Source organism: Pseudomonas sp. RIT411 (assembly GCF_003057735.2).
GTDB lineage: Bacteria > Pseudomonadota > Gammaproteobacteria > Pseudomonadales > Pseudomonadaceae > Chryseomonas > Chryseomonas oryzihabitans.
Genome location: NZ_QBIZ02000005.1, coordinates 173,538 through 195,306, shown reverse-complemented (window position 1 = coordinate 195,306; position 21,769 = coordinate 173,538). Strand labels below are relative to the sequence as shown.

The window sequence follows — 21,769 nt, the reverse complement described above, 5'->3', positions numbered from 1 at the left end:
GGAGCGCGCTTACAGAGGTCGTGGGGCGTCGGAACTCCCCGCGGAATCCTGCAGGAGCCTGACCAGGGCGCGGACGCTTTCCGGTAGTGCCTCCAGATCCCTGACCAGAATGTTTCGCTCGCGAACCGCCCAGGGTTCCTCGATCCTCACCGTCCGGATCGCCATGCTTCGGCCATGATGCCGGGCGGCGGATTCGGGCAGGATGCCGATGCCCACCTTGGCTTCGACCATGCGGCACACGGCCTCGAAACTGGAGAGCTGGATACGCAGATTCAGGGTGGCACCGAGACGTTCCACCTGATCCCGCAGGAAATTCAGCAGGCTGGTGCCCTCGCGCAGACAGATGTGCTGGTAGTCCAGGGTCTCCCGCAAGGTGACCTGGGGCTGGCTGGCCAGGGGATGCCCGGTGGGCACGACCAGCGTCAGGCGATCCATGCTGTAGGGCAGGATCTGCAGATTGCTCGCTTCGATCAGTCCGGCGGTGATGCCCAGATCCGCTGCCCCGTCGATCACCCCCCTGACGATGTCACGATTGAGGCGCTCCTGCAGATCCACCGTCACGCCCGGGCGATCCGCGAGATAGACGGCGAGCAATCCGGGGAGGAACTCGGTGACCGCGGTCGTGTTGGCGAAGATGCGGATATGGCCGGTGGCATCACTGCGGTACTCGGTGAATTCGCCTTTGAGAAAGTCGACCTGGCGCATGATGAGACGGGCATGCTGCAGCAGGCGCTGGCCCGCTGGCGTGAGCTCGACGCCACGACTGTCACGGTAGAGCAGGCGAATGCCGAACTGGCTTTCGAGGGCCTTCACTCGCGCGCTGGCGGCGGCCGGCGACAGGGCCGCGCGGCGTGCGCCCTGCGTCAGGCTGGGCGACTCGGCGATATGGATGAAAAGCCGCAGGTCAGCCAGGTCGAAATGCATGCTCGCGTGCTCCGTGCGTTTTTTGGCGTTCAGCCTAGCCGAATGCCGGCTTACGCAAATGTAAATTCACAGAACGAAACAACTCCCCGCAAGCTGGCGTCGAGCCTATCGATGGGAGTCAAGCATGAACGCGACGCCAGCCGCAGCCTGGGTGGGACGAACCCTCGAAACAGAGGATTTTCTGGGACAACGCCAGGTAGCGCGCATCGCCCACACCTTCGATGAACCGCCATTGGCGGCGGGCGAGGCGCTGCCGCCGCTCTGGCACTGGGCCTTCTTCGACAACCCGGTGGCAGGGGCCCAGCTCGGGCCCGATGGGCATGCGGCGCGCGGTACCTTCCTGCCGCCGGCGGAAGGGCGTAATCGCATGTGGGCAGGCGGGCGCCTGGACTTTCTCGGCGCGCTGCACGTTGGCGAGCGGGCGCGCTGCGTCTCGACGCTGCTGCGCGTCGAGGAGAAGACGGGTCGTAGCGGCAGCCTGCTGTTCGTGACCGTGGAGCACCGTTATTTCCAACAGGACGAACTGGTGCTGCGCGAAGAGCAGGACCTGGTCTATCGCGAGCCCGGTGCGCCCAAGGCCGGCAGCGGCGAAGCCATCGCGCTCGGCAGCTGGGCGGAGTCGGTGGTACCCGAGCCGACGTTGCTCTTCCGCTATTCGGCGGTGACCTTCAACGGTCATCGCATCCACTACGACTGGCCCTACGCGACCCAGCAGGAGGGCTATGCCGGTCTGGTCGTCCATGGCCCGCTCATCGCGACCCTGTCGCTGCGCAGCTTCCGTCGCGCTCATCCGACCGCGCGGATACGGCAGTTCAGCTATCGCGGCGTTCGTCCGCTGATCGCGCCCGCTCCCTTCACGCTCAGTGGTCAGGTCATCGCGCCCGGCGAGGCGGAGCTGTGGGCTGGAAATGGCGACGGTGCAGCCCAGGTGGCTCGGCTGCGATTCGAGTGACAGCGGTGCCCCTATAACGACAAGAGAGAAACTCCCATGCTGGACGAACGACAAGAAGAATTCGCCGCCATTCGCGACGGCGTCCGTGGCCTTTGCGCCGGCTTCCCGGCCGAGTACTGGCGCCACATTGATGAGCAGAAGGGCTTTCCCCAGGACTTCGTCCAGGCGATGACCGAGGCGGGCTGGCTGTCCGCCATGATTCCGGAAGCCTATGGCGGCTCGGGGCTGGGCCTGGCCGAGGCCTCCATCATTCTGGAGGAGGTGAATCGCTGCGGCGGCAATTCCGGGACCATCCATGGGCAGATGTACAACATGTTCACCCTGCTGCGAAACGGCAGCGACGAGCAGAAGAGCGCCTATCTGCCACGGCTGGCCAGCGGTGAGCTGCGCCTTCAGTCCATGGGCGTCACCGAGCCCACCACCGGCACCGATACCACCAAGATCAAGACCACGGCGGTGCGCAGGGGCGATCGCTATGTGATCAATGGGCAGAAGGTGTGGATCTCCCGGGTGCAGCATTCCGATCTGATGATCCTGCTGGCGCGGACCACGCCGCTGGAAGCCGTCCAGCGCAAGTCCGAGGGGATGTCGATCTTTCTGGTGGATCTGCGCGAGGCCATCGGCAAGGGGCTGACCGTTCGGCCCATCCCCAACATGGTCAATCACGAGACCAACGAGCTGTTCTTCGACGAGCTGGAAATTCCCGCCAGCAACCTCATCGGGGAGGAGGGCAAGGGGTTTCGCTACATCCTCGACGGTCTCAATGCCGAACGCACCCTGATCGCCGCGGAATGCATCGGCGATGGCCGGTGGTTCGTCGACAAGGCCCGTCACTATGCCCGCGACCGGGTGGTGTTCGGTCGCCCCATCGGGCAGAACCAGGGCGTGCAGTTTCCCATCGCCGAGGCCCATATCGAAATCGAAGCCGCGGATCTGATGCGCTGGCACGCCTGCGACCTGTACGACCGCGGCGAAAACGCCGGCGCGGTGGCCAACATGGCCAAGTACCTGGCGGCCAAGGCCAGCTGGGAGGCGGCCAACGCCTGTCTGCAGACGCATGGAGGCTTCGGCTTCGCCACCGAGTACGACGTCGAGCGCAAGTTTCGCGAGACGCGCCTGTATCAGGTTGCCCCGATCTCCACCAACCTCATTCTTTCCTACGTGGCCGAGCATCTGCTCGAACTGCCGCGCTCCTTCTAGGGTGACCGCCATGACCCATACCGAACGTCTGGCGGCCTTTCTCGGCGAGCTGGCCTATGCGGATCTGCCGGCCAGCGTCGTGACGCGGACCGAAGAGCTGTTTCTCGACTGGCTGGGCTCGGCGCTGGCCAGCGATGGCAGCCATCCCATACCGCTGTTCCATGCCTATGCCCAGAGCATGGGCCCCACCGAGGGGCGTGCCCGGGTACTGGTCGCGCCCTACGGCACCTCAGCCTACTTCGCCGCGCTGGTCAATGGCGCCGCCTCTCATCTGGTGGAGCAGGATGATCTGCACAACAGCTCGGTGCTGCATCCGGCCACGGTGGTCTTTTCCGCCGCACTGGCCGCGGCCCAGGACCTGGGAAAAAGTGGACAGGAGCTGATCCTCGCCGCGGTTGCCGGCTATGAGGCGGGTATCCGCATCGGAGAATTCCTCGGGCGCTCGCACTATCGGATCTTCCATACCACGGCCACCGTGGGCACCCTGGCCGCGGCGGTGGCGGTGGGCAAGCTGCTGGACTTCGACCGGGAGCAGTTCATCCAGGTGCTCGGCAACGCGGGCACCCAGGCGGCAGGGCTCTGGGAGTTCCTGCGCGACGCGGCGGATTCCAAGCAGCTGCATACCGCCAAGGCGGCGGCGGATGGGCTGCTGGCGGCTTATCTCACAGCGCAGGGGTTGACCGGTGCGCGCAACATCCTGGAGGGCGAGCAGGGCCTGGCCGCCGGTCTCTCCACTGACGCCGACGCCCGCCGGCTGAGCGATCGCCTGGGACAGCGCTGGGCCTTGCTGGAAACCTCCTTCAAGTTCCATGCGTCCTGCCGCCATACCCACCCTGCGGCCGATGCCCTGCTGGACCTGATGCAGCGCGAACGCCTGGCGCCCGACGACATCGCCCAGGTGACGGCGCGGGTTCACCAGGGCGCCCTGGACGTACTCGGTCGCGTCGAGGTGCCGCGTACCGTGCACCAGGCGAAGTTTTCCATGGGCACGGTACTGGGGTTGATCGCCGTCCACGGCCAGGCGCAACTGGGTGATTTCGCGACTGCCGCGCTGAACGATCCCGCGGTCGCGGCCTTCCGCGCACGCGTCGGCATGCGCCTGGACCCCGAGGTCGACGCCGCCTATCCCCAGCGTTGGCTGGGCAGGGTCGAGGTGACGACCCGCCAGGGCGCTGTTCTGCAGGGACGGACCGACGAGCCCAAGGGCGATCCCGGCAATACCCTCGACAGGGCTGAACTGGAAGACAAATTCCGCCGGCTGGTCGCCTTCGCCGGCAAGCGCACGCCCGCCGATGCCGAGGCCCTGATCGCCCGGGCCTGGCGGCTGCACGAGTGCGTGGATCTCTACTGCTTCACCTGACCTGGAGTGAACCAAGATGGCTGTCGAAAAACCTCGTCCTCTGGATGGCATCACGGTCGTGAGTCTCGAACATGCGATCGCGGCGCCGTTCTGCTCCCGGCAACTGGCCGACCTGGGCGCCCGCGTCATCAAGATCGAGCGGCCGGGCAGTGGCGATTTCGCCCGCGGCTACGACGAGCGTGTCGCCGGACTCGCCTCCCACTTCGTCTGGACCAATCGCTCCAAGGAGAGCGTGGCCCTGGATCTCAAACAGGACGACGCCCTCGCCGTGCTGGACGGGCTGCTCGCCAAGGCGGACGTCCTCTTGCAGAACCTGGCGCCGGGCGCGGCCAGTCGGCTGGGGCTGGATTTCGACGTCCTGCACGCGCGCTTTCCTCGGCTGATCGTCTGCGACGTGTCCGGCTATGGCGGCGGTGGCAGCTATGAACGCAAGAAAGCCTACGACCTGCTGATTCAGAGCGAGGCAGGTTTTCTCTCGGTGACGGGGGGACCTGACGATGACCAGCTAGCCAAGGCTGGCTGCTCCATCGCCGACATCGCGGCCGGCATGTATGCCTACAGTGGCATCCTGTCGGCGCTGCTGTTGCGGGAGCGGACGGGGGAGGGCAGTCGCGTCGAGGTCAGCATGCTGGAGAGCCTGGTGGAGTGGATGGGCTATCCGCTGTATTACGCCTATGCCGGCATGCCGCCGCCCGCACGCGCCGGTGCCGCCCATTCCACCATCTACCCCTACGGGCCCTTTCCCGCGGGCGATGGCGGCACGGTGATGCTGGGCCTGCAGAACGAGCGGGAGTGGCAGCTCTTCTGCGAGCAGGTGCTGTTGCAACCGGAGCTGGCCACGGATCCGCGATTTTCCGCCAACTTCAAACGCTCGGCGAATCGCGGCGCGCTGCGCGACCTGATCGTCGAGGCGTTCGCCCAGCTCGAGACCTCAGAGGTCATCGCCCGTCTGGAGCGGGCGCAGATCGCCAATGCCCAGGTGAATGACATGGCGGCGGTCTGGGCGCATCCCCAGCTGCGCGAGCGCGATCGCTGGCGTGAGGTGGGCAGCCCGGCCGGTCCCTTGCCCGCCCTGTTGCCACCGGCGAGCAACAGTGCCTTCGAGCCGCGGATGGATCCGATTCCCGCGCTGGGCGAGCACACCGAAGCGGTGTTGCAGGAGCTGGGGTATGACCCCGTAGCCCTGGCCGCGGCGCCCCAGCGAGGTGCCCCATGATCCCCGGCGCCGACACGCTTCCCGCCGATCCTCGCTCCGCCCTGTTCGTCCCGGCGACGCGCCCGGAGCGAATCGGCAAGGCCCTGGCGAGTGGTGCCGATGTGGTGATCGTGGACCTGGAAGATGCGGTCGCCGAAGCCGCCAAGACAGCTGCACGTGACGCCCTCGAACAGGCACTGCTTGCCGCGCCTGACTTCCGGGTCTGGATCCGCATCAATGCCGCCGCCCACCCGGCGCATGGCGACGACCTGGCGCTGTGCCAACCCCTGGGGCAGGTGCGCGGAATCGTCCTGCCCAAGGCGGAAAGCGCCGCCCAGGTCGACCGCGTCCATGCCGAGACGGGCAAGCCCGTCTGGCCGATCATCGAGAGCGCCCGGGGTCTGGATCGACTCAAGGAGATCGCCGGGGCTGCCGGGGTGGAGCGCCTGGTGCTCGGCGGTCTGGATCTGGGCCTGGATCTCGGCTGGGAAAGCGGTACCGCGGCAGCGGAACGGCTGCTGGACCAGGCACGCTTTCGACTCCTGCTGGAAGGCCGACTGGCTGGACTGCCCGCACCCCTGGACAGCGTCTTTCCGGCCATCGATGACCTGACCGGGCTGGCGGCGGCCACCGCCAGCGCCCGCGACCAGGGTTTCGCCGGGCTGTTGTGCATTCATCCCCGCCAGGTCGCCGTGGTGCATGGCGCCCTGGCGCCGACGGCCACGGAAATCGACTGGGCGCAGCGGGTGATCGCAGCGAGTCAGGATGAGCAGGGGGTATTCGTCGTCGACGGAAAGATGATCGATGCGCCCGTGATAGGGCGCGCGCGCCGTCTGCTCGGACGCCTGGAAAAGGCGGCTCCCGTGTTAGGCGGAGCTGAAGGCCCTGTTGGGCAATGCTGAATTCCGCCCCGCGGAGGGGGCGCGTTTAATAACCCCGACCTGATTACAAAAACAAGATGAGGTGTCGCCATGCCCACGTTTCCGTTCAAAACGCTGTTCTGTGCCGCCGTGTTTTCCTTCGCCGGTTCGCTGTACGCGGCGGATGAAGCGCCCATCACCATCAAGTTCGCCCATGTGGTCGCCGAGCACACGCCCAAGGGGCAGGGCGCCGTGCTGTTCAAGAAGCTGGCGGAAGAGCGCCTGCCCGGCCGGGTGAAGGTGGAGGTCTACCCCAACTCCTCGCTGTTCGGTGACGGCAAGGAGATGGAGGCCCTGCTGCTGGGCGACGTCCAGATGCTCGCCCCCTCGCTGGCCAAATTCGAGCATTACGCCAAGGCGGTGCAGGTCTTCGATCTGCCCTTCCTGTTCGATGACATGGCGGCGGTCGACCGCTTCCAGGCCGGGCCCCAGGGCAAGGCGCTGCTGACCAGCATGGAGGGCAAGGGCATCACCGGTCTGGCCTATTGGCACAACGGCCTCAAGGTCCTCTCGGCCAACAAGCCGCTGCGTGAACCCAGGGATGCCCGCGGTCTGAAGTTCCGGGTCCAGGCCTCCGCCGTCCTCGACGAGCAATTCAAGGCCTTGCGCGCCGCGCCGCGCAAGATGAGTTTCGCCGAGGTGTACCAGGGCCTGCAGACCGGGGTCGTCAATGGCACGGAAAACACCTGGTCCAACTACTTCAGCCAGAAGATCCATGAGGTCCAGCCCTATTTCACCGAGTCCAACCACGGCCTGATCGACTACATGGTGATCACCAACACCACGTTCTGGCAGGGCTTGCCCGAGGACGTGCGCACCGAGCTCAATAAGGTGATGGGCGAGGTCACCCTGGAGGTGAACCGTCAGGCCAAGGCACTCAATGACGAGGCTCGCGGCGCCATCGCCAAAGCCGGCACCAGCGAGATCATCGAACTGACTCCCGCGCAACGCGAGGAGTGGCGCAAGGCCATGCAGCCGGTCTGGAAGAAGTTCGAAGGAGAGATCGGCAGCGAGGTGATCGAGGCAGCCGTCAACGCCAACAAGGCCAGCTGAAGACCCGCGAGCGCGTCCTTCTTTCGCCCCCTGTCAGTGCCTGTTGGAGGTTCGTATGTCTGCCGTGACCCGTCTCTGGTGCCGGCTGGAGGAAGCGCTCGTCGCCTTCCTGCTGGCGGTCATGACCCTGATCACCTTCGTCTACGTGGTGGTCAACAACGTATACGCCGTTTTCTATTATCTGGCCGATCGCAGCGCCTTCCTGGAAGAACCCCTGTTGGCCATGGGGGACGGCCTGCTCTTCGTCTCCCAGGAAATGACCTGGAGCATCGCCCTGACCAAGGCGGTGTTCGGCTGGCTGATCTTTATCGGTCTGGCCTGGGGCGTGCGCATCGGCGCTCACCTGGGGGTCGATCTGCTGGTCAAGACCTTTCCGCCCGCCTTGCGCAAGGCGGTGGCCTTGCTGGCGGTCGGCATCTGTATCTTCTATTGCGGACTGATGACCTATTCCAGCCAACAATGGGTAGCGGCGCTGATGAACGCCAACATCGGCGCCGAGGATCTCGACCGCTTCGGTCTGCGTCAGTGGCACATCGTCATGATCGTGCCGATCGGCTTCGCCCTGATGCTCATCCGCTTCGTCGAGGTGTTCCTGCGCATTCTGCGCAACGAGCAGAGCGGCTTCGGGGGTCATAGCGAAGCCGAGGATGCCCTCCGGCTCGTCGACGGCCAGCACGGCACGGAGCGCCAGCCATGACCATTACCTTCCTGTTCCTGGCGCTGTTCGCCCTCATGTTCATCGGCATTCCTGTGGCCGTTTCCCTGGGGCTTTCCGGTGCCCTCACCATCCTGCTGTTCAGCAACGACTCGGTGCGCTCGTTGGCCATCAAGCTGTTCGAGACCAGCGAGCACTACACCCTGATGGCGATCCCGTTCTTTCTCCTGGCCGGAGCCTTCATGACCACGGGCGGGGTGGCTCATCGGCTGATCGAGTTCGCCAACGCCTGCGTCGGCCATATCCGGGGCGGCTTGGCCATCGCCGCGATCCTGGCCTGCATGCTGTTCGCCGCCCTCTGCGGATCGTCGCCAGCCACCGTGGCCGCGGTGGGCTCCATCGTCATCGCCGGCATGGTCCGTTCGGGCTACAAGCGCGAATTCGCCGCCGGCATCGTCTGCAATGCCGGCACCCTGGGGATCCTCATCCCGCCCTCCATCGTCATGGTGGTCTATGCGACGGCCACCGAATCCTCGGTGGGCAAGCTGTTCATGGCGGGGGTGGTGCCGGGGTTGCTGCTGGGCCTGGTGCTGATGGTGACCATCTACATCATCGCCCGCATCAAGAACATTCCGGCGCTACCGCGAGCTTCCTTCAAGGAGGTGATGCGGACCGGACGGCGCGCCATCTGGGGCTTGATGCTGATCGTGATCATCCTCGGCGGCATCTATTCCGGCATGTTCACGCCCACGGAAGCGGCGGCGGTCTCGGCGATCTACGCGGCCATCGTCGCAGTCTTCGTGCACAAGGACATGCAGCTGCGGCAGTGCCATCGGGTGCTGATCGACGCGGCCAAGCTGTCCGTGGTGCTGATGTTCATCATCGCCAACGCCATGCTCTTCGCCCATGTCCTGACCACCGAGCAGATTCCCCAGTCGATCACCCGCTGGGTGGTGGACCAGGGCTTTTCGCCGATGGAATTCCTGATCGTGGTGAACATCGTGCTGCTGATCGCGGGCACCTTCATGGAGCCGTCGGCGATCATCCTGATCCTGGCCCCCATCCTGTTCCCGATCGCCGTGCAGCTCGGGATCGATCCGATCCATCTGGGGATCATCATGGTGGTCAACATGGAGATCGGGCTGATCACGCCGCCGACGGGCCTCAATCTGTTCGTCACCTCAGCGGTGACCGGCATGCCGCTCACCACGACCATCCGGGCCGTTTCCCCCTGGCTGCTGGTGATGCTGGCCTTCCTCATCCTGGTGACCTATGTACCTTATCTGTCCCTGGCCTTGCCGAACTGGTTGGGCATGACCTGAGGTCGGGGAGGGTGACCAGGTGAAGAGTCCGGCAACCGGACTCCTCACCTGGTGGTTGAGGCGGCACCACGCATAGCACGATGGGCCGGAACCGTCCTCGTCGCTACACGGCCCTGCATCGTTCATCACGTAATACCACCCCTATACGGGGTGAACTTCTACCGTTCGACTCCTTCGCGCGAACACCTGATGGGGACGATGACCGCCCATTGCTGATTCCGCCCTTGGTCCCGGACAGCTCGCCCTGCTAGCGTTCGCCGCTCGATAAGCGAAAAAGAGCAGGGGATAAGATGACCAGCGCGATTCATGACGTCATTGTCCTGGGCCTGGGCGCCATGGGGGCGGCCACGCTCTACCAACTGGCGAAGCGTGGGGTCCGGGTCGCGGGTATCGATCGCTATGCGCCACCCCATGACCTGGGCTCCAGCCACGGCGCCACCCGCATCACCCGCCAGGCCGTGGGCGAGGGCGCGGCCTATGTACCGCTGGCGATCCGTTCGCAGCACCTCTGGCGCGAGCTGGAGGCGGAGCGGGGCGCCCGGCTGTTCGAGCAATGCGGGGTGCTGATCATGACCGCCACCGCGACGGCGACCTCCCATCATGGCCGCCCGGATTTCACCCGGGCCACCCTGGAGCTGGCGCGCCAGTACGGGATCCCTCATGAAGCCTGGGACGGCGTCGCCATTCGCCAGCGCTTTCCGCAATTTCGCGTGGCAGACGATGCCCTGGGCTATTTCGAACCAGGCGGCGGTTATCTCTATCCGGAAGCCTGTATCCAGGCGCAGCTGGATGGGGCGCGCGAGCGGGGCGCCCAGATCCATACCGATACCGTCATCGAGCGCCTGGAAGCGGACGAGCAGGGCGTATTGCTGCATTCGGCGCAAGGCCGCTGGCGGGCGAAGCGGGTCATCGTCGCCGCCGGCATGTGGAGTGCTGAATTGCTGGGCGCACCTTTCGACCGGCTGCTGCGCGTCTGTCGGCAGACGCTGCACTGGTTCGAAGTCGCCGGGCCGGGACTGTTTCCGGCGGATTCACCCAGCTTCATCCTTGCCCATGGCAGTGGCGACAGCGATCTCTTCTACGGCTTTCCGCCCTTGCCAGGCGAAAACGCCGTCAAGGTCGCCACGGAGCAGTACCATAATAATACCACCCCTATAGGCATTGATCGGTCGATTCACCCGGAAGAATCGAGCAAGTTGTTCGGTAATCAAGTCGGGAGGTGGGTTGGCGGTCTTGCAGACCGGGCGGTGCGCAGCGCGGTCTGCGCCTACACCGTGACACCCGACTTCGGATTCATCGTCGACGAACATCCGGCGCTGCCGGGCGTGACCGTGGTCAGCGCCTGCTCGGGGCATGGTTTCAAGCATTCGGCGGCGCTGGGCGAGGCGCTCGCCCAGCGGGTGACCACCGGGCGCAGCGACATCGATCTCGACAGCTTCAGCCTCGCGCGATTCGGCTAGCGGCTGCGCACCGTCAGGGTGACCAGTCGCGTCACCACCAGGGCGATGTACATGACGCCGGAGAATTGGCCGAGCATCACCAGCGAGCGCGCCATCGGCTTGATCGGATAGATATCGCTCAGGCCGACGCCGGAGAGGATGGCGAAGCTGACATAGAGCAGCTCGGTCCAGGTCCGCGCAGCCAGGGGGTCGTTGGCCGCGGTGAAGCTGTTGGGCTGCAGGATCTGACAGGCCGAGTAGGCGTGGGCGAAGGCCCAGGCCAGCAGGGTGAAGGTCGCACCCACGGCAAAGAGTTCATCGGTGGTCGCGCGCTGGTCTTCCATCATGTAGGCGATGAGACTGCCTGCCGCATAGAAGTAGAAGACCGAGTCAAGAATGGCCAGGGATACCACCAGGTGGGGATTGCCGTGCCATTCCACCAGCACCGTGAGCACCAGGATGCAGCCGGCGAGGATGAACCCCAGCCACTGGATGGTCGGACTGCGTCGCACCATGCGCAGGGCGGTGGCCAGGACGATGATGCCGAAGGCGCCGATGATGGCGCGGCCATGCTCTTCCTGTTCCACCAGCGGGTAGAGCAGCAGGCCGAGGAGCTGGATGAACAGCAGGTTGGCGGAAGGATAACGGACCAGGTAGTGCAGGGGACTCTTCATCGCGACTCGGCGAAAGGCTCAGGGGCGGCCAGCGTAGCGGGTGGCGCAGCGCTTCGCCACGGGAGCCTCGCGCTCCCGTGGCCTGCACCTCAGGCCGCCTTGCGGCGGGTGGAGGGCAGCAGGAGGGTGAGGATCCCGAGCAGCGGCATGTAGGAGCACAGCTGGTAGACGTATTCGATGCCGTGGTGGTCCGCGAGGTTGCCCAGGCCCGCGGCGGCGATGGCACTGACGCCGAACATCAGGCCGAAGAAGATGCCGGCGATCATGCCCACGTTGCCCGGGACCAGTTCCTGGGCGTACACCACGATCGCCGAAAAGGCCGAAGCCAGGATGAAGCCGATGATGACGCTGAGCACGCTGGTCCAGAACAGATCGACGTAGGGCAGGGCGAGGGTGAAGGGCGCCGCGCCCAGAATCGAGAACCAGATGACCGCCTTGCGGCCGATGCGATCGCCGATGGGGCCGCCGAAGAAGGTACCGGCCGCGACCGCACCCAGGAAGAGGAAGAGGTGCAGTTGGGAGCTGGCGACCGAGAGGCCGAAGCGCTCGATGAGATAGAAGGTGAAATAGCTGGTGATGCTGGCCATGTAGATGTACTTGGAGAACACCAGCAGCGCCAGCACGATCAGCGCGAAGGTCACCCGACCGGGGGACAGGCCATGGCCGACAGCGGCGGCCTTGCGCCCCTTGGCGCTGCGCAGGTGATTGCGATACCAGCGCGACAGTCCGTACTGCACGCCGATGGCGAACAGCGCGAAGAGCGCGAACCAGGCGACATGCGTCTGCCCATAGGGAATGACGATTGCGGCGGCCAGCAGGGGGCCGATGGCGGTGCCGGCGTTGCCGCCGACCTGGAAGGTGGATTGCGCCAGGCCGAAGCGACCGCCCGACGCCAGGCGCGCTACCCGCGAGGTTTCCGGATGGAAGGTCGAGGAGCCGACGCCGATCAGCGCCGAGGCGGCCAGGATCGCGGGAAAGCTGCCGACAAAGGCGAGCAGCAGTACACCAATCAGGGTACAGACCATGCCGGCGGGCAGCAGATAGGGTTTAGGATGGCGGTCGGTATGGAAGCCGATCCAGGGTTGCAGCAGCGAGGCGGTGATCTGGAAGGCCAGGGTGATCAGACCGATCTGGGTAAACGTCAGACCATAACTATCCTTGAGCATGGGATAGATCGAGGGCAGGACGGACTGGATCAGGTCGTTGATCAGGTGGGCCAGAGCACAGGAGGCCAGAATGCCCGCCACCATCGGCGAGGCGCCGGGCAGGGCGGCGGTGGGGGTTTCGCCAGGAACGGCTGGCGTGGCAGAGGAAACGGCCATGCAGGTATTACCCTTATTATTTATGTCCAGCCGCTCACTGTGGCATCCTGTGGTATCGGAATCCAGTGCCAGTTACCGGATGTTTCCGGCAACCGAACTCACGCCAGGCGGCCTTTCGGCTCGCGTTGGGGCGCTTGCACCTTCCACTCTTTTCACGTTTTGTAATGGCAGATCCCATGACAGCCAAAGATCCACTGCTCCTTGACCAGCAACTGTGCTTTTCCCTGTATTCGGCTTCGCTGGCGATGACGCAACTCTACAAACCCCTGCTGGAGAGCATGGGCCTGACCTTCCCGCAGTACCTGATCATGCTGGTGCTCTGGGAGCATGACGGCCTCACGCTCAAGGAACTGTCCAATCGACTGCGGCAGGATTCCGGTGCCCTGACCCCCGTGGTCAAGCGCCTGGAAGCGGCCGGGCTGGTCACGCGCCGGCGCAGCGCCGAGGACGAGCGCAACCTGTCGATCGAACTGACGCCAGCGGGTCGCTCGCTGCGTGACCAGGCCAACGGCGTCAACAGCCGGGTGCGGCAGGTCTGCGCGCTGGGCGATGCCGGGCTGGACGATCTGCGCGAGACCCTGGTCATGTTGCGCAACCGCCTGGACGAGGAAGGCAACCCGACGTCCTGAACCAACCCGCCCTGATCGGTTCCCATGGCTACAGTCGCCGGGGAATTCGTATGACCTTCAACTATCAGCCCGACCAGGATTACCTGCTTGTGGATCTCACCAGCGGGCGCACGGCCGGCAAGTTGCTCCAGGGCGAGCTGCATATCGCCGAGAGCTGTCAAGGCGAGGACCCGCGGACCTATGCCCGGCTGCTCGGCGAGACGCTGCGCAGTACCCTGGGCGACGAGGTCGGACAGCGCGAGGGCGATATCCTTACCCTGCGCCGCACCGGTATCAAGCTGCGCCTGGTCCCTCTGGAAATCGCCTGCGACTAGGCCGGGGCACGGCCGAACAGCGCTCTGAACAGCCAGGCGACCAGAGCCACGTTGATCAGCGCCAGCAGGCAGAGCAGGGCCAGCACCGCCTGGGGGCCGTGATGTTCCAGCACATAGCCGCAGAGCAGGGGCGTGGCCGCCTGGCCGAGTAACGCCGGGCGCGCCATGCGGCCCAGGACGGTGGCGTATTCCGCCGGATTCCAGAGCGCCAGCGGCAGGGCGCCCCGAATGATCGCCCGCAGGCCATTGCCCGCACCGAAGATCACCAGACCCACGACCGTCACCCAGACCAGGCCAGGCCCCAGGGTCACCAACAGCAGGCCGGCGGCCGTGCAGACCACCGAGGCCAGGGCCGTCCACAACGGGTGACCATTGCGGTTGAGCAGGTCGATGATCCGCGAGGCCACCTGGCTCGGCCCCAGGCAGGTGCTCAGCGCCACCGCACTCGCCAGGCTGTAGCCGAGCCCCTGCAGGAGGGTGATCAGCTGGACGGAAATTGCCGTCATCAGCATCGCGCCCAGGGTGAAGAGTGCCGTGAGCACGGTGTAGAGCGCCCGGTTGACCGGCACGGCCGATGCCGCCTGGCCGGTCCGGGGTGCCTGGGTGACGAGGACCGGCGCGGGCAGGGCGCGGCGATAGAGCGGCCAGATCGTCAGCAACAGGACGGCCGCATAGGCCAGGCAGGCACCGCGCCAGCCGAGGTGACTGACCAGGAAGGCGGCAACGGGCCAGGTGATGGCGGTGCAGAAGCCCGATACCAGGGTGATACCGCTGATGGCCGAACGGGCCTGGGTGCCGTAGCAGGTGCCCAGGGTGGCGAACAGCGCATCGTACAGACCCGCGGCCATGCCGATGCCCATCACCACCCAGGCGAGCAGAAACACCGGCAACTGCTGGGCGCTGGCCATCAGCACCAGCCCGGCCGCCACCCCCAGGCCGCTCAGCGACAGCAAGGTGCGGCCCCCCTGGCGGGCGATCAGGCGGCCGCACGCCGGTGCCAGCAGGCCGGACACCAGCACCCCGAGGGAAAGTCCGCCATAGACCCACTGCCGGGACCAGCCGGTTTCCCGGACCACCGGATCGGCGAGCACCGCCAGAATGAAAAAGGAGCCACCCCAGACGAGGATCTGGGCGATGCCGAGCAACAGGATCTGGAAGGACGAAGCCTTGGCGGTAGGGGTAGTCATGACAGCGGCGGGCAGGTTGGCGGACAGAGGGGCGGACCTTAGCCCCAGTTATCTTTTGTCGCAATCGTCAGATTTATCTGGATGAAGGCATTTTGTAATCAGTCCGACATCTTGCTTGCCTAGGCTCCTGTGCTTGACCGTCTTCATGCAGTGACGCCCCCATGCTTCGTATCCTTGCCCCCTTTCGCCGTCTGTCCCGCCGCTCCTGGTTGCGAACGCTCAAGACCGGCCCGCGGATGCTGTGTTCCTTTACCTTTGCCGCCGTGCTGCTCGCCGGGCTGGGCAGCTTTTCGCTGTGGGAAATGCAGCAGCTGCGCCGACAGGCCCTGAGCATGGAGCAGGACTGGCTGCCCAGTATCGCCATTGCCGATTCCCTGGCGATCAACCTCGGCAAGTTGCGCAACCAGGCCTCGGTGGTGCTGCTCAATGCCGAGGATCCGGGCGCCGTGGCCATGAGCCGCGTCACCCTGGAGCAACTGGTCAACGAGACCGACCAGCTGTTCCGGGATTATGCGCCGGTCGTCACCGACGCGACCGAGGGCGACTCGATCAAGGCGCTGCACGACGCCTACCAGCCCTTCGTGGAAGGGCTGCGCGAGGAGGTGCGGCTGATCGAGCAGCAGCAGATCCCGGCCGCGCGGGTACAGCTGGATACCGTGGTCGGCCTCAAGGGCGATCTGATGGACATGCAGGTGCAACTCCTGCGCGAATTGAACAAGCAGGGCGCCGCCCAGGCCAAGGAGGTGGCCAACGCCCAGTTCGTCCAGGCCCGCGCCATCGTCTGGTCGGTCATAGGTGGTGCCATTCTGCTCCTGCTGCTGCTGGCCTGGCGCCTGACCCGCAGCGTGGTGCAGCCGCTGCGCCAGGCCCTGGACATCTCCGGCGGCATCGCCGCGGGTGACCTGCGGCAGAACATCCAGCCCGAGGGACGCGACGAGGCGGCCATGCTGCTGCTGGCGCTGGAGCGCATGCAGGGCAATCTGCGCGAGGTGCTGGCCCACACCGGCAATGCCTCCGAGCAGTTGGCCTCGGCCTCGACCCAGGTGAGCGCCGTGATGGATGACAGCTGCCGCAACCTGGAGCAGCAGACGACCGATATCCAGCATGCGGCCAATGCCGTCACCCAGCTCAATCAGGCGGTCCAGGCGGTGTGCGAGCACGCGACCTCCACCTCTGCCGAATCGCAGCGCTGCGTCGATCAGGCCAAGCAGGGACAGGCGCAGGTCAAGCAGACGCTGGCCGCCATCACCCAGCTGGTGGGCAATGTGGACGATGCGGCCAACCAGGCGGACCAGCTGGCCGCGCAGTCCAAGGGCATCAGCAAGATGCTCGACGTCATCCGCAACGTCGCCGAGCAGACCAACCTGCTGGCGCTCAACGCCGCCATCGAGGCGGCCCGTGCCGGGGAAGCCGGGCGCGGCTTTGCCGTGGTGGCCGACGAGGTGCGTGGGCTGGCCAGCCGTACGGGCGACTCCACCCGCGAGATCGAAGGCCTGATCGGCGGCATGCAGCAGGTCAGCGAGAAGACCGTGATCGCCCTGGATCAGAGTCGCCTCCAGGCCAGCCATACCCGCGACCAGGCCCAGGCCACCTGGCAGGTGCTGGAAGGCATCACCCAGGCCATCACCGCCATCGGCCAGCGCAATGACGCCATCGCCGCGGCCACCGAAGAGCAGACGGCTACCACGGCGGCGGTCGATCGCAATCTGACGCTGATCCGCGACGCGGCGAACCAGACCGCCGCCGGCGCCCAGCAGACCAGTGCCAGCAGCCAGCAGCTGTCCGCCCTGGCCGCCGATCTGCACGGTGCCCTGCAGCGCTTCGTGGTCTAGGGCAAACGGTGGCTCAGGCCGCCAGCATCACCCGGTCGCGGCCTTCCTGTTTGCCCCGGTAGAGCGCCTGGTCGGCGCGCTCCAGGGCGCTGGCGAAGGCTTCGCAGTCGCGAATCTCGCAGACCGCCAGGGTGGCCGTGACCCGCGCGGGACCGCGTTCGAGTGATTCGGTGACCTCGGTCAGGCGCTGGCGGATGCGTTCCGCCACCCCCCAGGCCACCTCGGTTCGCGCCTGGGGCAGCAGCACCAGGAATTCCTCGCCACCCCAGCGCGCCGCCAGATCGGAATGGCGCACCTCGCGGCGGATGACGTCGGCGATCCCCTGCAGCACCAGATCGCCGCAGTCGTGGCCGAAGCGGTCGTTGATGTGCTTGAAGTGATCGACGTCGAAGAGGATGAGGCTGCCACTCACGCCACTGTGCTTTTCCGCCTGGTCGAGAATCCGCCGCCGGTTGTAGAGGTTGGTGAGGCTGTCGTGGCTGGCGGAGTGCAGCAGGTCCAGCTGCATCTTGGTGCTGTGGTGGAAGGAGGCGCCGGTGCCGTAGAGCAGCAGCCCCAGGGCGCTGATGATGTTGATGGTGCCGAACAGCTTCATCGCCAGGGGCGCGAGGGTTGCGGGTGGGTGCAGCAGATAGCCGCCCGCCAGGGTCACCAGGATGCCGGAGACCAGCAGCAGATGGCGGATCGGCGCGGTGCGGTAGTTGTAGATGACGATCGGCAGGATGCACAGCACGTAGTAGTGGAAGTTGCTGTCCCAGCCGAGTTGCCAGGTGGCGATCCAGGCGTGGGCGACGATCTCGCAACTCATGGTCAGGCTGGCGATGCGATAGCGCCGCTGGCGCAGGGCGGTCAGGCAGCCCACGTAGGCGGCGATGCTGAGCACGTTGGCCCAGGCCATCAGGATCTGGTCGAGCAGGATGAAAACGACCAGCAGCGCCACATGAATGGCCATGGCCGTCTGAACCACGGGTTTGGCGACCTGCCAGAATTTGCCCAGGGAGTCGTTGAGAGCCTGGTTGCGATCACGATAGGAAAGAGCAGTCATGAAGGGATCACCATAAAGCAGTGCGCCAATGATAAACGCGCTAACAGTAAGCTTAATGGCAAACGGCCAGTCTGGGGGATCCTTTAGCCGAATGGAGGGTAGAAAGGATCAAGCGGAGCGCCGCCGCGACCATCGGCGCTCGTGAAAGCTGCACTGCGACGCCAATCGTCAGAGCTTTCCACCCAGCCGCCCGCTGATGGCCTGGGCGGCTGTCCGCAGATGCAGCGCGGCGGCGCTTTCGACCTCGGCCTGGAAGCCTGGCGCGGCACCGACCACGGTCAGGACGCCGGCCAGCCGGCCGCCGGCTCCTAGCAGTGGCGCGGAGAGGGCATTGACCCCCGCCATCAGCAGGCCGTGCACCGGCTGGATATGGGTTTCCCTTAGCTGGCGCGCGGCCTCCGCCAGGGTCGCGGCGCTGGGCGCAGCCGGTTGGCGCAACTCTTCCGCACGCAACGCCGCGGTCTCGGCATCCGGCAGGAAGGTGTTGAACACCAGGCCCGTGGACGAGCCCAGCAGCGGCAGCACCGAACCGACCTGGGTCACCAGGGTGACGGCGCGCACCGCCTGTTCCACCAGCACCACCGTCGGGCCCTTGTTGCCCCAGACCGCTAGAAAGCAGGTCTCGCCGACCTCGTCGCGCAGGTCGGCCAGCACCGGCGCCGCCAGCTTCACCACATCCAGTCGACCCAGGGCGGCCAGACCGACGAAGAGGGCGGCCTGGCCGAGTCCGTAGTGATTGGTTCGTGGATCCTGCTCGGCGAAACCGCTGGCGATCAGCGCCTGCAGGTAGCGATGCACCTTGCTGGCGGGCATGTCCAGGTGGCTGGCCAGGCGCGACAGGGACGTGGAGGGTGCCAGCTCGGCGAGGGCCTTGAGGATATCGGTGCCGACCTCGGCCGCCTGCACCTTCTGCCGCCGTGGGGGTGCTGCTTCGGGAATGTCTGTCATCGATTCGATCGCCGTGGAAAGGCAGCGTTATAGCTTGACGCTCCGCCGGGTTCAATTTACTTTTCGCGTAAACCTGTTACGCATAATGGGTGGCCCCGTTGAACCAACAAGAACAAGTAGCACCGCCAGTGAGCTACCAGTCCGGCTTTGGCAATCACTTCAGCTCCGAAGCGCTGCCGGGTGCCCTGCCCATCGGGCAGAACTCGCCGCAACGCGCGCCCTTCGGCCTCTATGCCGAGCAACTCTCCGGCACGGCCTTTACCGTGCCGCGCCACGAGGCCCGACGCTCCTGGCTGTATCGGCTCCGGCCGTCGGCCGCCCACGGCCGCTTTCAGCGCTGCACCGTCCAGCTGACCGGCGCGGAACTGGGCGCCCCCACGCCCAATCGCCTGCGCTGGAATCCCTTGCCGATCCCGGCAGTCGCCACCGATTTTCTCGCCGGCCTGGAGCGGATCGTCGCCACCGCCGCAGCCGATCAGGCCGAAGGCGTCAGCCTCTATCGCTATGCCGCCAATGCCAGCATGACCGGCGTCTTCTACGACGCCGACGGGGAATTGCTGATCGTGCCGGAGCAGGGACGCCTGGAGCTGGTGACCGAGTTGGGCCTGCTGCGCCTCGAACCGCTGGAGATCGCGGTGATTCCACGCGGCCTGAAATTCCGGGTCGAGGTACCGGCGGGCGAACCGATACGGGGTTATGTCTGCGAAAACCACGGGCGATCCCTGCGGCTGCCCGAGCTGGGCCCGATCGGCAGCAACGGTCTGGCCAATCCGCGGGATTTCCAGGCACCCGTGGCCCGCTTCGAGGATCTGGAGAGATCCACTCGCCTGGTGCAGAAATTCCTCGGCGAACTCTGGGAGACCGAGCTGGATCACTCGCCGCTGGACGTGGTCGCCTGGCATGGCAACAACGTGCCCTACAAATACGACCTGCGCCACTTCAATACCCTGGGTACGGTGAGTTTCGATCATCCCGATCCTTCGATCTTCACCGTGCTGACGGCGCCGGGCGCCAGCGAAGGGGTGGCCAATATCGACTTCGTGATCTTTCCGCCACGCTGGATGGTCGCGGAAAACACCTTCAGGCCGCCCTGGTTCCATCGCAACCTGATGAACGAATTCATGGGCCTGATCCAGGGCGCCTACGACGCCAAGGCCGATGGCTTCGCGCCGGGCGGCGCCTCCCTGCACAGCTGCATGAGCGCCCATGGCCCGGACGAGGTGTCCACCCGGAATGCCATCGCCGCCGACCTCCGACCGCACAGGATCGAGAACACCATGGCCTTCATGTTCGAAACCGGCCGTGTCCTGCGGCCGACCCGTCACGCCCTGGCCTCGCCGCTGCTGCAGCCCGACTACGACGCCTGCTGGGCAGGCCTCACCAAGACCTTTGTCGCGCCCGGCGCGGGAGAATCGGCATGACCCACGAAATGTCCAGCTGGGTGGCCTCGGCCAACGGCCATGCGGATTTTTCCCTGCACAACCTGCCACTGGGTGTCTTCAGTCGCGGCGAGGAGACGCCCCGCGGCGGCGTGGCGGTGGGTGACTTCATCCTCGACCTGGGCTTCGCCCTCGAAGCCGGGCTGTTCCGGGGCGAGGCCCAGCGGGCCGCCGAACTGGCCGCCCGGGAGACGCTCAATGCCTTCTTCGCCGCCGGCCGGCCGGCGCGGGTCGCCTTGCGCCAGGCCGTGCAGGCGCTGCTGCGCGCCGACCATCCGCAACGCGAGAACCTCGAAGAGCTGGGCGAACACCTGCTGGTGCCCCAGAGCGCCTGCCGGATGCACCTGCCCGCGCGGGTCGGCGACTACACCGACTTCTATGTCGGCATCCACCACGCCACCCAGATCGGCCGGCTGTTCCGTCCGGACAATCCGCTGCTGCCCAACTACAAGCACGTGCCCATCGCCTACCACGGCCGCGCCTCGACCCTTGGGGTATCCGGCGAGGCGTTCCGGCGACCCAAGGGCCAGACGCTGCCGCCCGGACAGGACGCCCCGGTCTTCGGCCCCTGTCGGCGGCTGGACTACGAACTGGAGCTGGGCATCTGGATCGGTCCGGGCAACGCCCAGGGCGAGTCCATCGCCATCGGTGACGCCGCCGAGCATATCGCCGGCTTCTGCCTGCTCAACGACTGGTCGGCGCGGGATATCCAGGCCTGGGAATACCAGCCCCTGGGGCCCTTCCTGTCGAAGAGTTTCGCCAGCACCCTGTCGCCGTGGGTCGTCACCGCGGAAGCCCTGGCCCCTTATCGCCAGGCGCAGCCGGCACGACCCGCCGGGGATCCCCAGCCCTTGCCCTATCTGTACGACGAGCATGACCAGGCCCAGGGGGCCCTGGACATCGAGCTGGAAGTGCTGCTGCGCACGCCGCGCATGGCGGAGCAGGGGCACCCCGCCCAGCGGATCGCCCTGAGCAACACCCTGAACATGTACTGGACGGTGGCGCAGATGGTGGCCCATCACACCGTCAATGGCTGCGCCCTGCAGCCCGGCGACTTCTTTGGTTCGGGCACCCTGTCCGGGCCGGACGCCGACAGCTGCGGCAGCCTGCTGGAGCTCACCCAGGGCGGCAAGCAGCCGCTGCAGCTGCCAGGCGGCGAGACCCGTACCTTTCTGGAAGACGGTGATGAGGTCATCCTCCGGGCCCGCTGCCAGCGGCCCGGACTGCCCACGATCGGCTTCGGCGAATGTCGCGGTCGGGTAGTGGCGGCCGACTAGGCGAGCGGGTATAGGCCGGCCCGGGCGGCATTGACAAGCCGTCCGGGCCGGCGCAGATTCCACGTAACGTAATCAGCTTACG

The 21,769-nt window shown here is 66.0% G+C and carries 20 protein-coding genes; 14 read left to right on the top strand and 6 right to left on the bottom strand.

The genetic code is table 11. The annotated features are described in order from the left end of the window. Positions 1-9: 9 nt before the first annotated feature. The gene (locus DBY63_RS09860) at positions 10-924 is read right to left on the bottom strand and encodes a LysR substrate-binding domain-containing protein (RefSeq protein ID WP_027599247.1); all 915 of its coding nucleotides are present in this window, start codon (positions 922-924) and stop codon (positions 10-12) included. Positions 925-1,048: 124 nt separating this feature from the next. Between DBY63_RS09860 and DBY63_RS09855 the strand changes: the two genes are divergently transcribed. The 9 genes from DBY63_RS09855 (at position 1,049) to solA (ending at position 11,041) form a co-directional block, all read left to right on the top strand. After that, a complete protein-coding gene (locus DBY63_RS09855) occupies positions 1,049-1,876 on the top strand; it encodes a MaoC family dehydratase N-terminal domain-containing protein (protein ID WP_108581799.1) in 828 nt (275 codons plus the stop codon). Between the two features lie 39 nt (positions 1,877-1,915). After that, positions 1,916-3,076 (top strand): acyl-CoA dehydrogenase family protein, encoded by a 1,161-nt coding sequence (locus DBY63_RS09850; RefSeq protein WP_177411444.1) that lies wholly within the window; start codon positions 1,916-1,918, stop codon positions 3,074-3,076. A gap of 10 nt (positions 3,077-3,086) precedes the next feature. Further along, positions 3,087-4,436: an MmgE/PrpD family protein gene (locus DBY63_RS09845; protein WP_108581797.1), complete on the top strand. Its 1,350-nt coding sequence runs from the start codon at positions 3,087-3,089 to the stop codon at positions 4,434-4,436. 16 nt (positions 4,437-4,452) lie between these two features. Next, positions 4,453-5,652 (top strand): CaiB/BaiF CoA-transferase family protein, encoded by a 1,200-nt coding sequence (locus DBY63_RS09840; RefSeq protein WP_108581796.1) that lies wholly within the window; start codon positions 4,453-4,455, stop codon positions 5,650-5,652. Then, the gene (locus tag DBY63_RS09835; protein ID WP_108581795.1) at positions 5,649-6,533 is read left to right on the top strand and encodes a CoA ester lyase; all 885 of its coding nucleotides are present in this window, start codon (positions 5,649-5,651) and stop codon (positions 6,531-6,533) included. Before DBY63_RS09840 ends, DBY63_RS09835 begins: the two co-directional genes overlap by 4 nt. A gap of 69 nt (positions 6,534-6,602) precedes the next feature. Next, positions 6,603-7,604 carry a TRAP transporter substrate-binding protein gene (locus tag DBY63_RS09830; RefSeq protein WP_027602393.1) on the top strand — a complete coding sequence of 334 codons (1,002 nt, stop codon included), beginning with the start codon at positions 6,603-6,605 and terminating at the stop codon, positions 7,602-7,604. Between the two features lie 55 nt (positions 7,605-7,659). Beyond that, positions 7,660-8,301, top strand: a complete 642-nt coding sequence (locus DBY63_RS09825) for a TRAP transporter small permease (RefSeq protein WP_027599253.1) — start codon at positions 7,660-7,662, stop codon at positions 8,299-8,301. Next, a complete protein-coding gene (locus tag DBY63_RS09820) occupies positions 8,298-9,581 on the top strand; it encodes a TRAP transporter large permease (RefSeq protein WP_108581794.1) in 1,284 nt (427 codons plus the stop codon). The genes DBY63_RS09825 and DBY63_RS09820 overlap by 4 nt, the downstream gene beginning before the upstream one ends. 290 nt (positions 9,582-9,871) lie before the next feature. After that, positions 9,872-11,041 carry an N-methyl-L-tryptophan oxidase gene (solA, locus tag DBY63_RS09815; RefSeq protein ID WP_108581793.1) on the top strand — a complete coding sequence of 390 codons (1,170 nt, stop codon included), beginning with the start codon at positions 9,872-9,874 and terminating at the stop codon, positions 11,039-11,041. Here the strand turns inward: solA and DBY63_RS09810 are convergent. Next, positions 11,038-11,694, bottom strand: coding sequence for an ion channel (locus tag DBY63_RS09810; RefSeq protein ID WP_027602391.1), 657 nt, complete (start codon positions 11,692-11,694; stop codon positions 11,038-11,040). The two genes, solA and DBY63_RS09810, sit on opposite strands and share 4 nt — an antisense overlap. 89 nt (positions 11,695-11,783) lie before the next feature. Continuing rightward, positions 11,784-12,944, bottom strand: a complete 1,161-nt coding sequence (locus tag DBY63_RS09805) for an MFS transporter (protein ID WP_177411443.1) — start codon at positions 12,942-12,944, stop codon at positions 11,784-11,786. 248 nt (positions 12,945-13,192) lie between these two features. Between DBY63_RS09805 and DBY63_RS09800 the strand changes: the two genes are divergently transcribed. Further along, entirely contained in the window at positions 13,193-13,645 is a 453-nt protein-coding gene (locus tag DBY63_RS09800) for a MarR family transcriptional regulator (protein ID WP_007161805.1), read from the top strand. A gap of 50 nt (positions 13,646-13,695) precedes the next feature. Further along, entirely contained in the window at positions 13,696-13,959 is a 264-nt protein-coding gene (locus tag DBY63_RS09795) for a hypothetical protein (RefSeq protein ID WP_027599258.1), read from the top strand. On the opposite strand, the gene DBY63_RS09790 is transcribed toward DBY63_RS09795, so the two are convergent. After that, positions 13,956-15,146, bottom strand: a complete 1,191-nt coding sequence (locus DBY63_RS09790) for an MFS transporter (protein WP_074583633.1) — start codon at positions 15,144-15,146, stop codon at positions 13,956-13,958. The two genes, DBY63_RS09795 and DBY63_RS09790, sit on opposite strands and share 4 nt — an antisense overlap. Positions 15,147-15,307: 161 nt before the next feature. Here DBY63_RS09790 and DBY63_RS09785 point away from each other — a divergent pair, with 161 nt between their 5' ends. Beyond that, a complete protein-coding gene (locus tag DBY63_RS09785; protein WP_044341802.1) occupies positions 15,308-16,978 on the top strand; it encodes a methyl-accepting chemotaxis protein in 1,671 nt (556 codons plus the stop codon). Positions 16,979-16,991: 13 nt separating this feature from the next. Here DBY63_RS09785 and DBY63_RS09780 read toward each other — a convergent pair whose 3' ends face one another. Continuing rightward, a complete protein-coding gene (locus DBY63_RS09780; RefSeq protein WP_108581791.1) occupies positions 16,992-18,023 on the bottom strand; it encodes a GGDEF domain-containing protein in 1,032 nt (343 codons plus the stop codon). Between the two features lie 168 nt (positions 18,024-18,191). After that, positions 18,192-18,971 (bottom strand): IclR family transcriptional regulator, encoded by a 780-nt coding sequence (locus tag DBY63_RS09775; RefSeq protein WP_108581790.1) that lies wholly within the window; start codon positions 18,969-18,971, stop codon positions 18,192-18,194. Between the two features lie 128 nt (positions 18,972-19,099). Between DBY63_RS09775 and hmgA the strand changes: the two genes are divergently transcribed. After that, positions 19,100-20,392, top strand: coding sequence for a homogentisate 1,2-dioxygenase (hmgA, locus tag DBY63_RS09770; protein WP_177411440.1), 1,293 nt, complete (start codon positions 19,100-19,102; stop codon positions 20,390-20,392). Further along, positions 20,389-21,687 carry a fumarylacetoacetase gene (gene fahA / locus DBY63_RS09765; protein WP_108581788.1) on the top strand — a complete coding sequence of 433 codons (1,299 nt, stop codon included), beginning with the start codon at positions 20,389-20,391 and terminating at the stop codon, positions 21,685-21,687. Before hmgA ends, fahA begins: the two co-directional genes overlap by 4 nt. The last annotated feature ends 82 nt before the right edge of the window (positions 21,688-21,769 follow it).

Bases quoted from the DNA above. Each gene is read 5' to 3' on its own strand.
- DBY63_RS09825 (WP_027599253.1), top strand. From the start codon at position 7,660: ATGTCTGCCGTGACCCGTCTCTGGTGCCGGCTGGAGGAAGCGCTCGTC.
- DBY63_RS09810 (WP_027602391.1), bottom strand. From the start codon at position 11,694: ATGAAGAGTCCCCTGCACTACCTGGTCCGTTATCCTTCCGCCAACCTG.
- DBY63_RS09795 (WP_027599258.1), top strand. From the start codon at position 13,696: ATGACCTTCAACTATCAGCCCGACCAGGATTACCTGCTTGTGGATCTC.
- DBY63_RS09775 (WP_108581790.1), bottom strand. From the start codon at position 18,971: ATGACAGACATTCCCGAAGCAGCACCCCCACGGCGGCAGAAGGTGCAG.
- DBY63_RS09855 (WP_108581799.1), top strand. From the start codon at position 1,049: ATGAACGCGACGCCAGCCGCAGCCTGGGTGGGACGAACCCTCGAAACA.
- DBY63_RS09800 (WP_007161805.1), top strand. From the start codon at position 13,193: ATGACAGCCAAAGATCCACTGCTCCTTGACCAGCAACTGTGCTTTTCC.
- DBY63_RS09785 (WP_044341802.1), top strand. From the start codon at position 15,308: ATGCTTCGTATCCTTGCCCCCTTTCGCCGTCTGTCCCGCCGCTCCTGG.
- DBY63_RS09835 (WP_108581795.1), top strand. From the start codon at position 5,649: ATGATCCCCGGCGCCGACACGCTTCCCGCCGATCCTCGCTCCGCCCTG.
- DBY63_RS09805 (WP_177411443.1), bottom strand. From the start codon at position 12,944: ATGGTGGCGGGCATTCTGGCCTCCTGTGCTCTGGCCCACCTGATCAAC.
- fahA (WP_108581788.1), top strand. From the start codon at position 20,389: ATGACCCACGAAATGTCCAGCTGGGTGGCCTCGGCCAACGGCCATGCG.
- DBY63_RS09845 (WP_108581797.1), top strand. From the start codon at position 3,087: ATGACCCATACCGAACGTCTGGCGGCCTTTCTCGGCGAGCTGGCCTAT.
- DBY63_RS09860 (WP_027599247.1), bottom strand. From the start codon at position 924: ATGCATTTCGACCTGGCTGACCTGCGGCTTTTCATCCATATCGCCGAG.
- solA (WP_108581793.1), top strand. From the start codon at position 9,872: ATGACCAGCGCGATTCATGACGTCATTGTCCTGGGCCTGGGCGCCATG.
- DBY63_RS09820 (WP_108581794.1), top strand. From the start codon at position 8,298: ATGACCATTACCTTCCTGTTCCTGGCGCTGTTCGCCCTCATGTTCATC.
- DBY63_RS09830 (WP_027602393.1), top strand. From the start codon at position 6,603: ATGCCCACGTTTCCGTTCAAAACGCTGTTCTGTGCCGCCGTGTTTTCC.
- DBY63_RS09840 (WP_108581796.1), top strand. From the start codon at position 4,453: ATGGCTGTCGAAAAACCTCGTCCTCTGGATGGCATCACGGTCGTGAGT.
- DBY63_RS09790 (WP_074583633.1), bottom strand. From the start codon at position 15,146: ATGACTACCCCTACCGCCAAGGCTTCGTCCTTCCAGATCCTGTTGCTC.
- DBY63_RS09780 (WP_108581791.1), bottom strand. From the start codon at position 18,023: ATGACTGCTCTTTCCTATCGTGATCGCAACCAGGCTCTCAACGACTCC.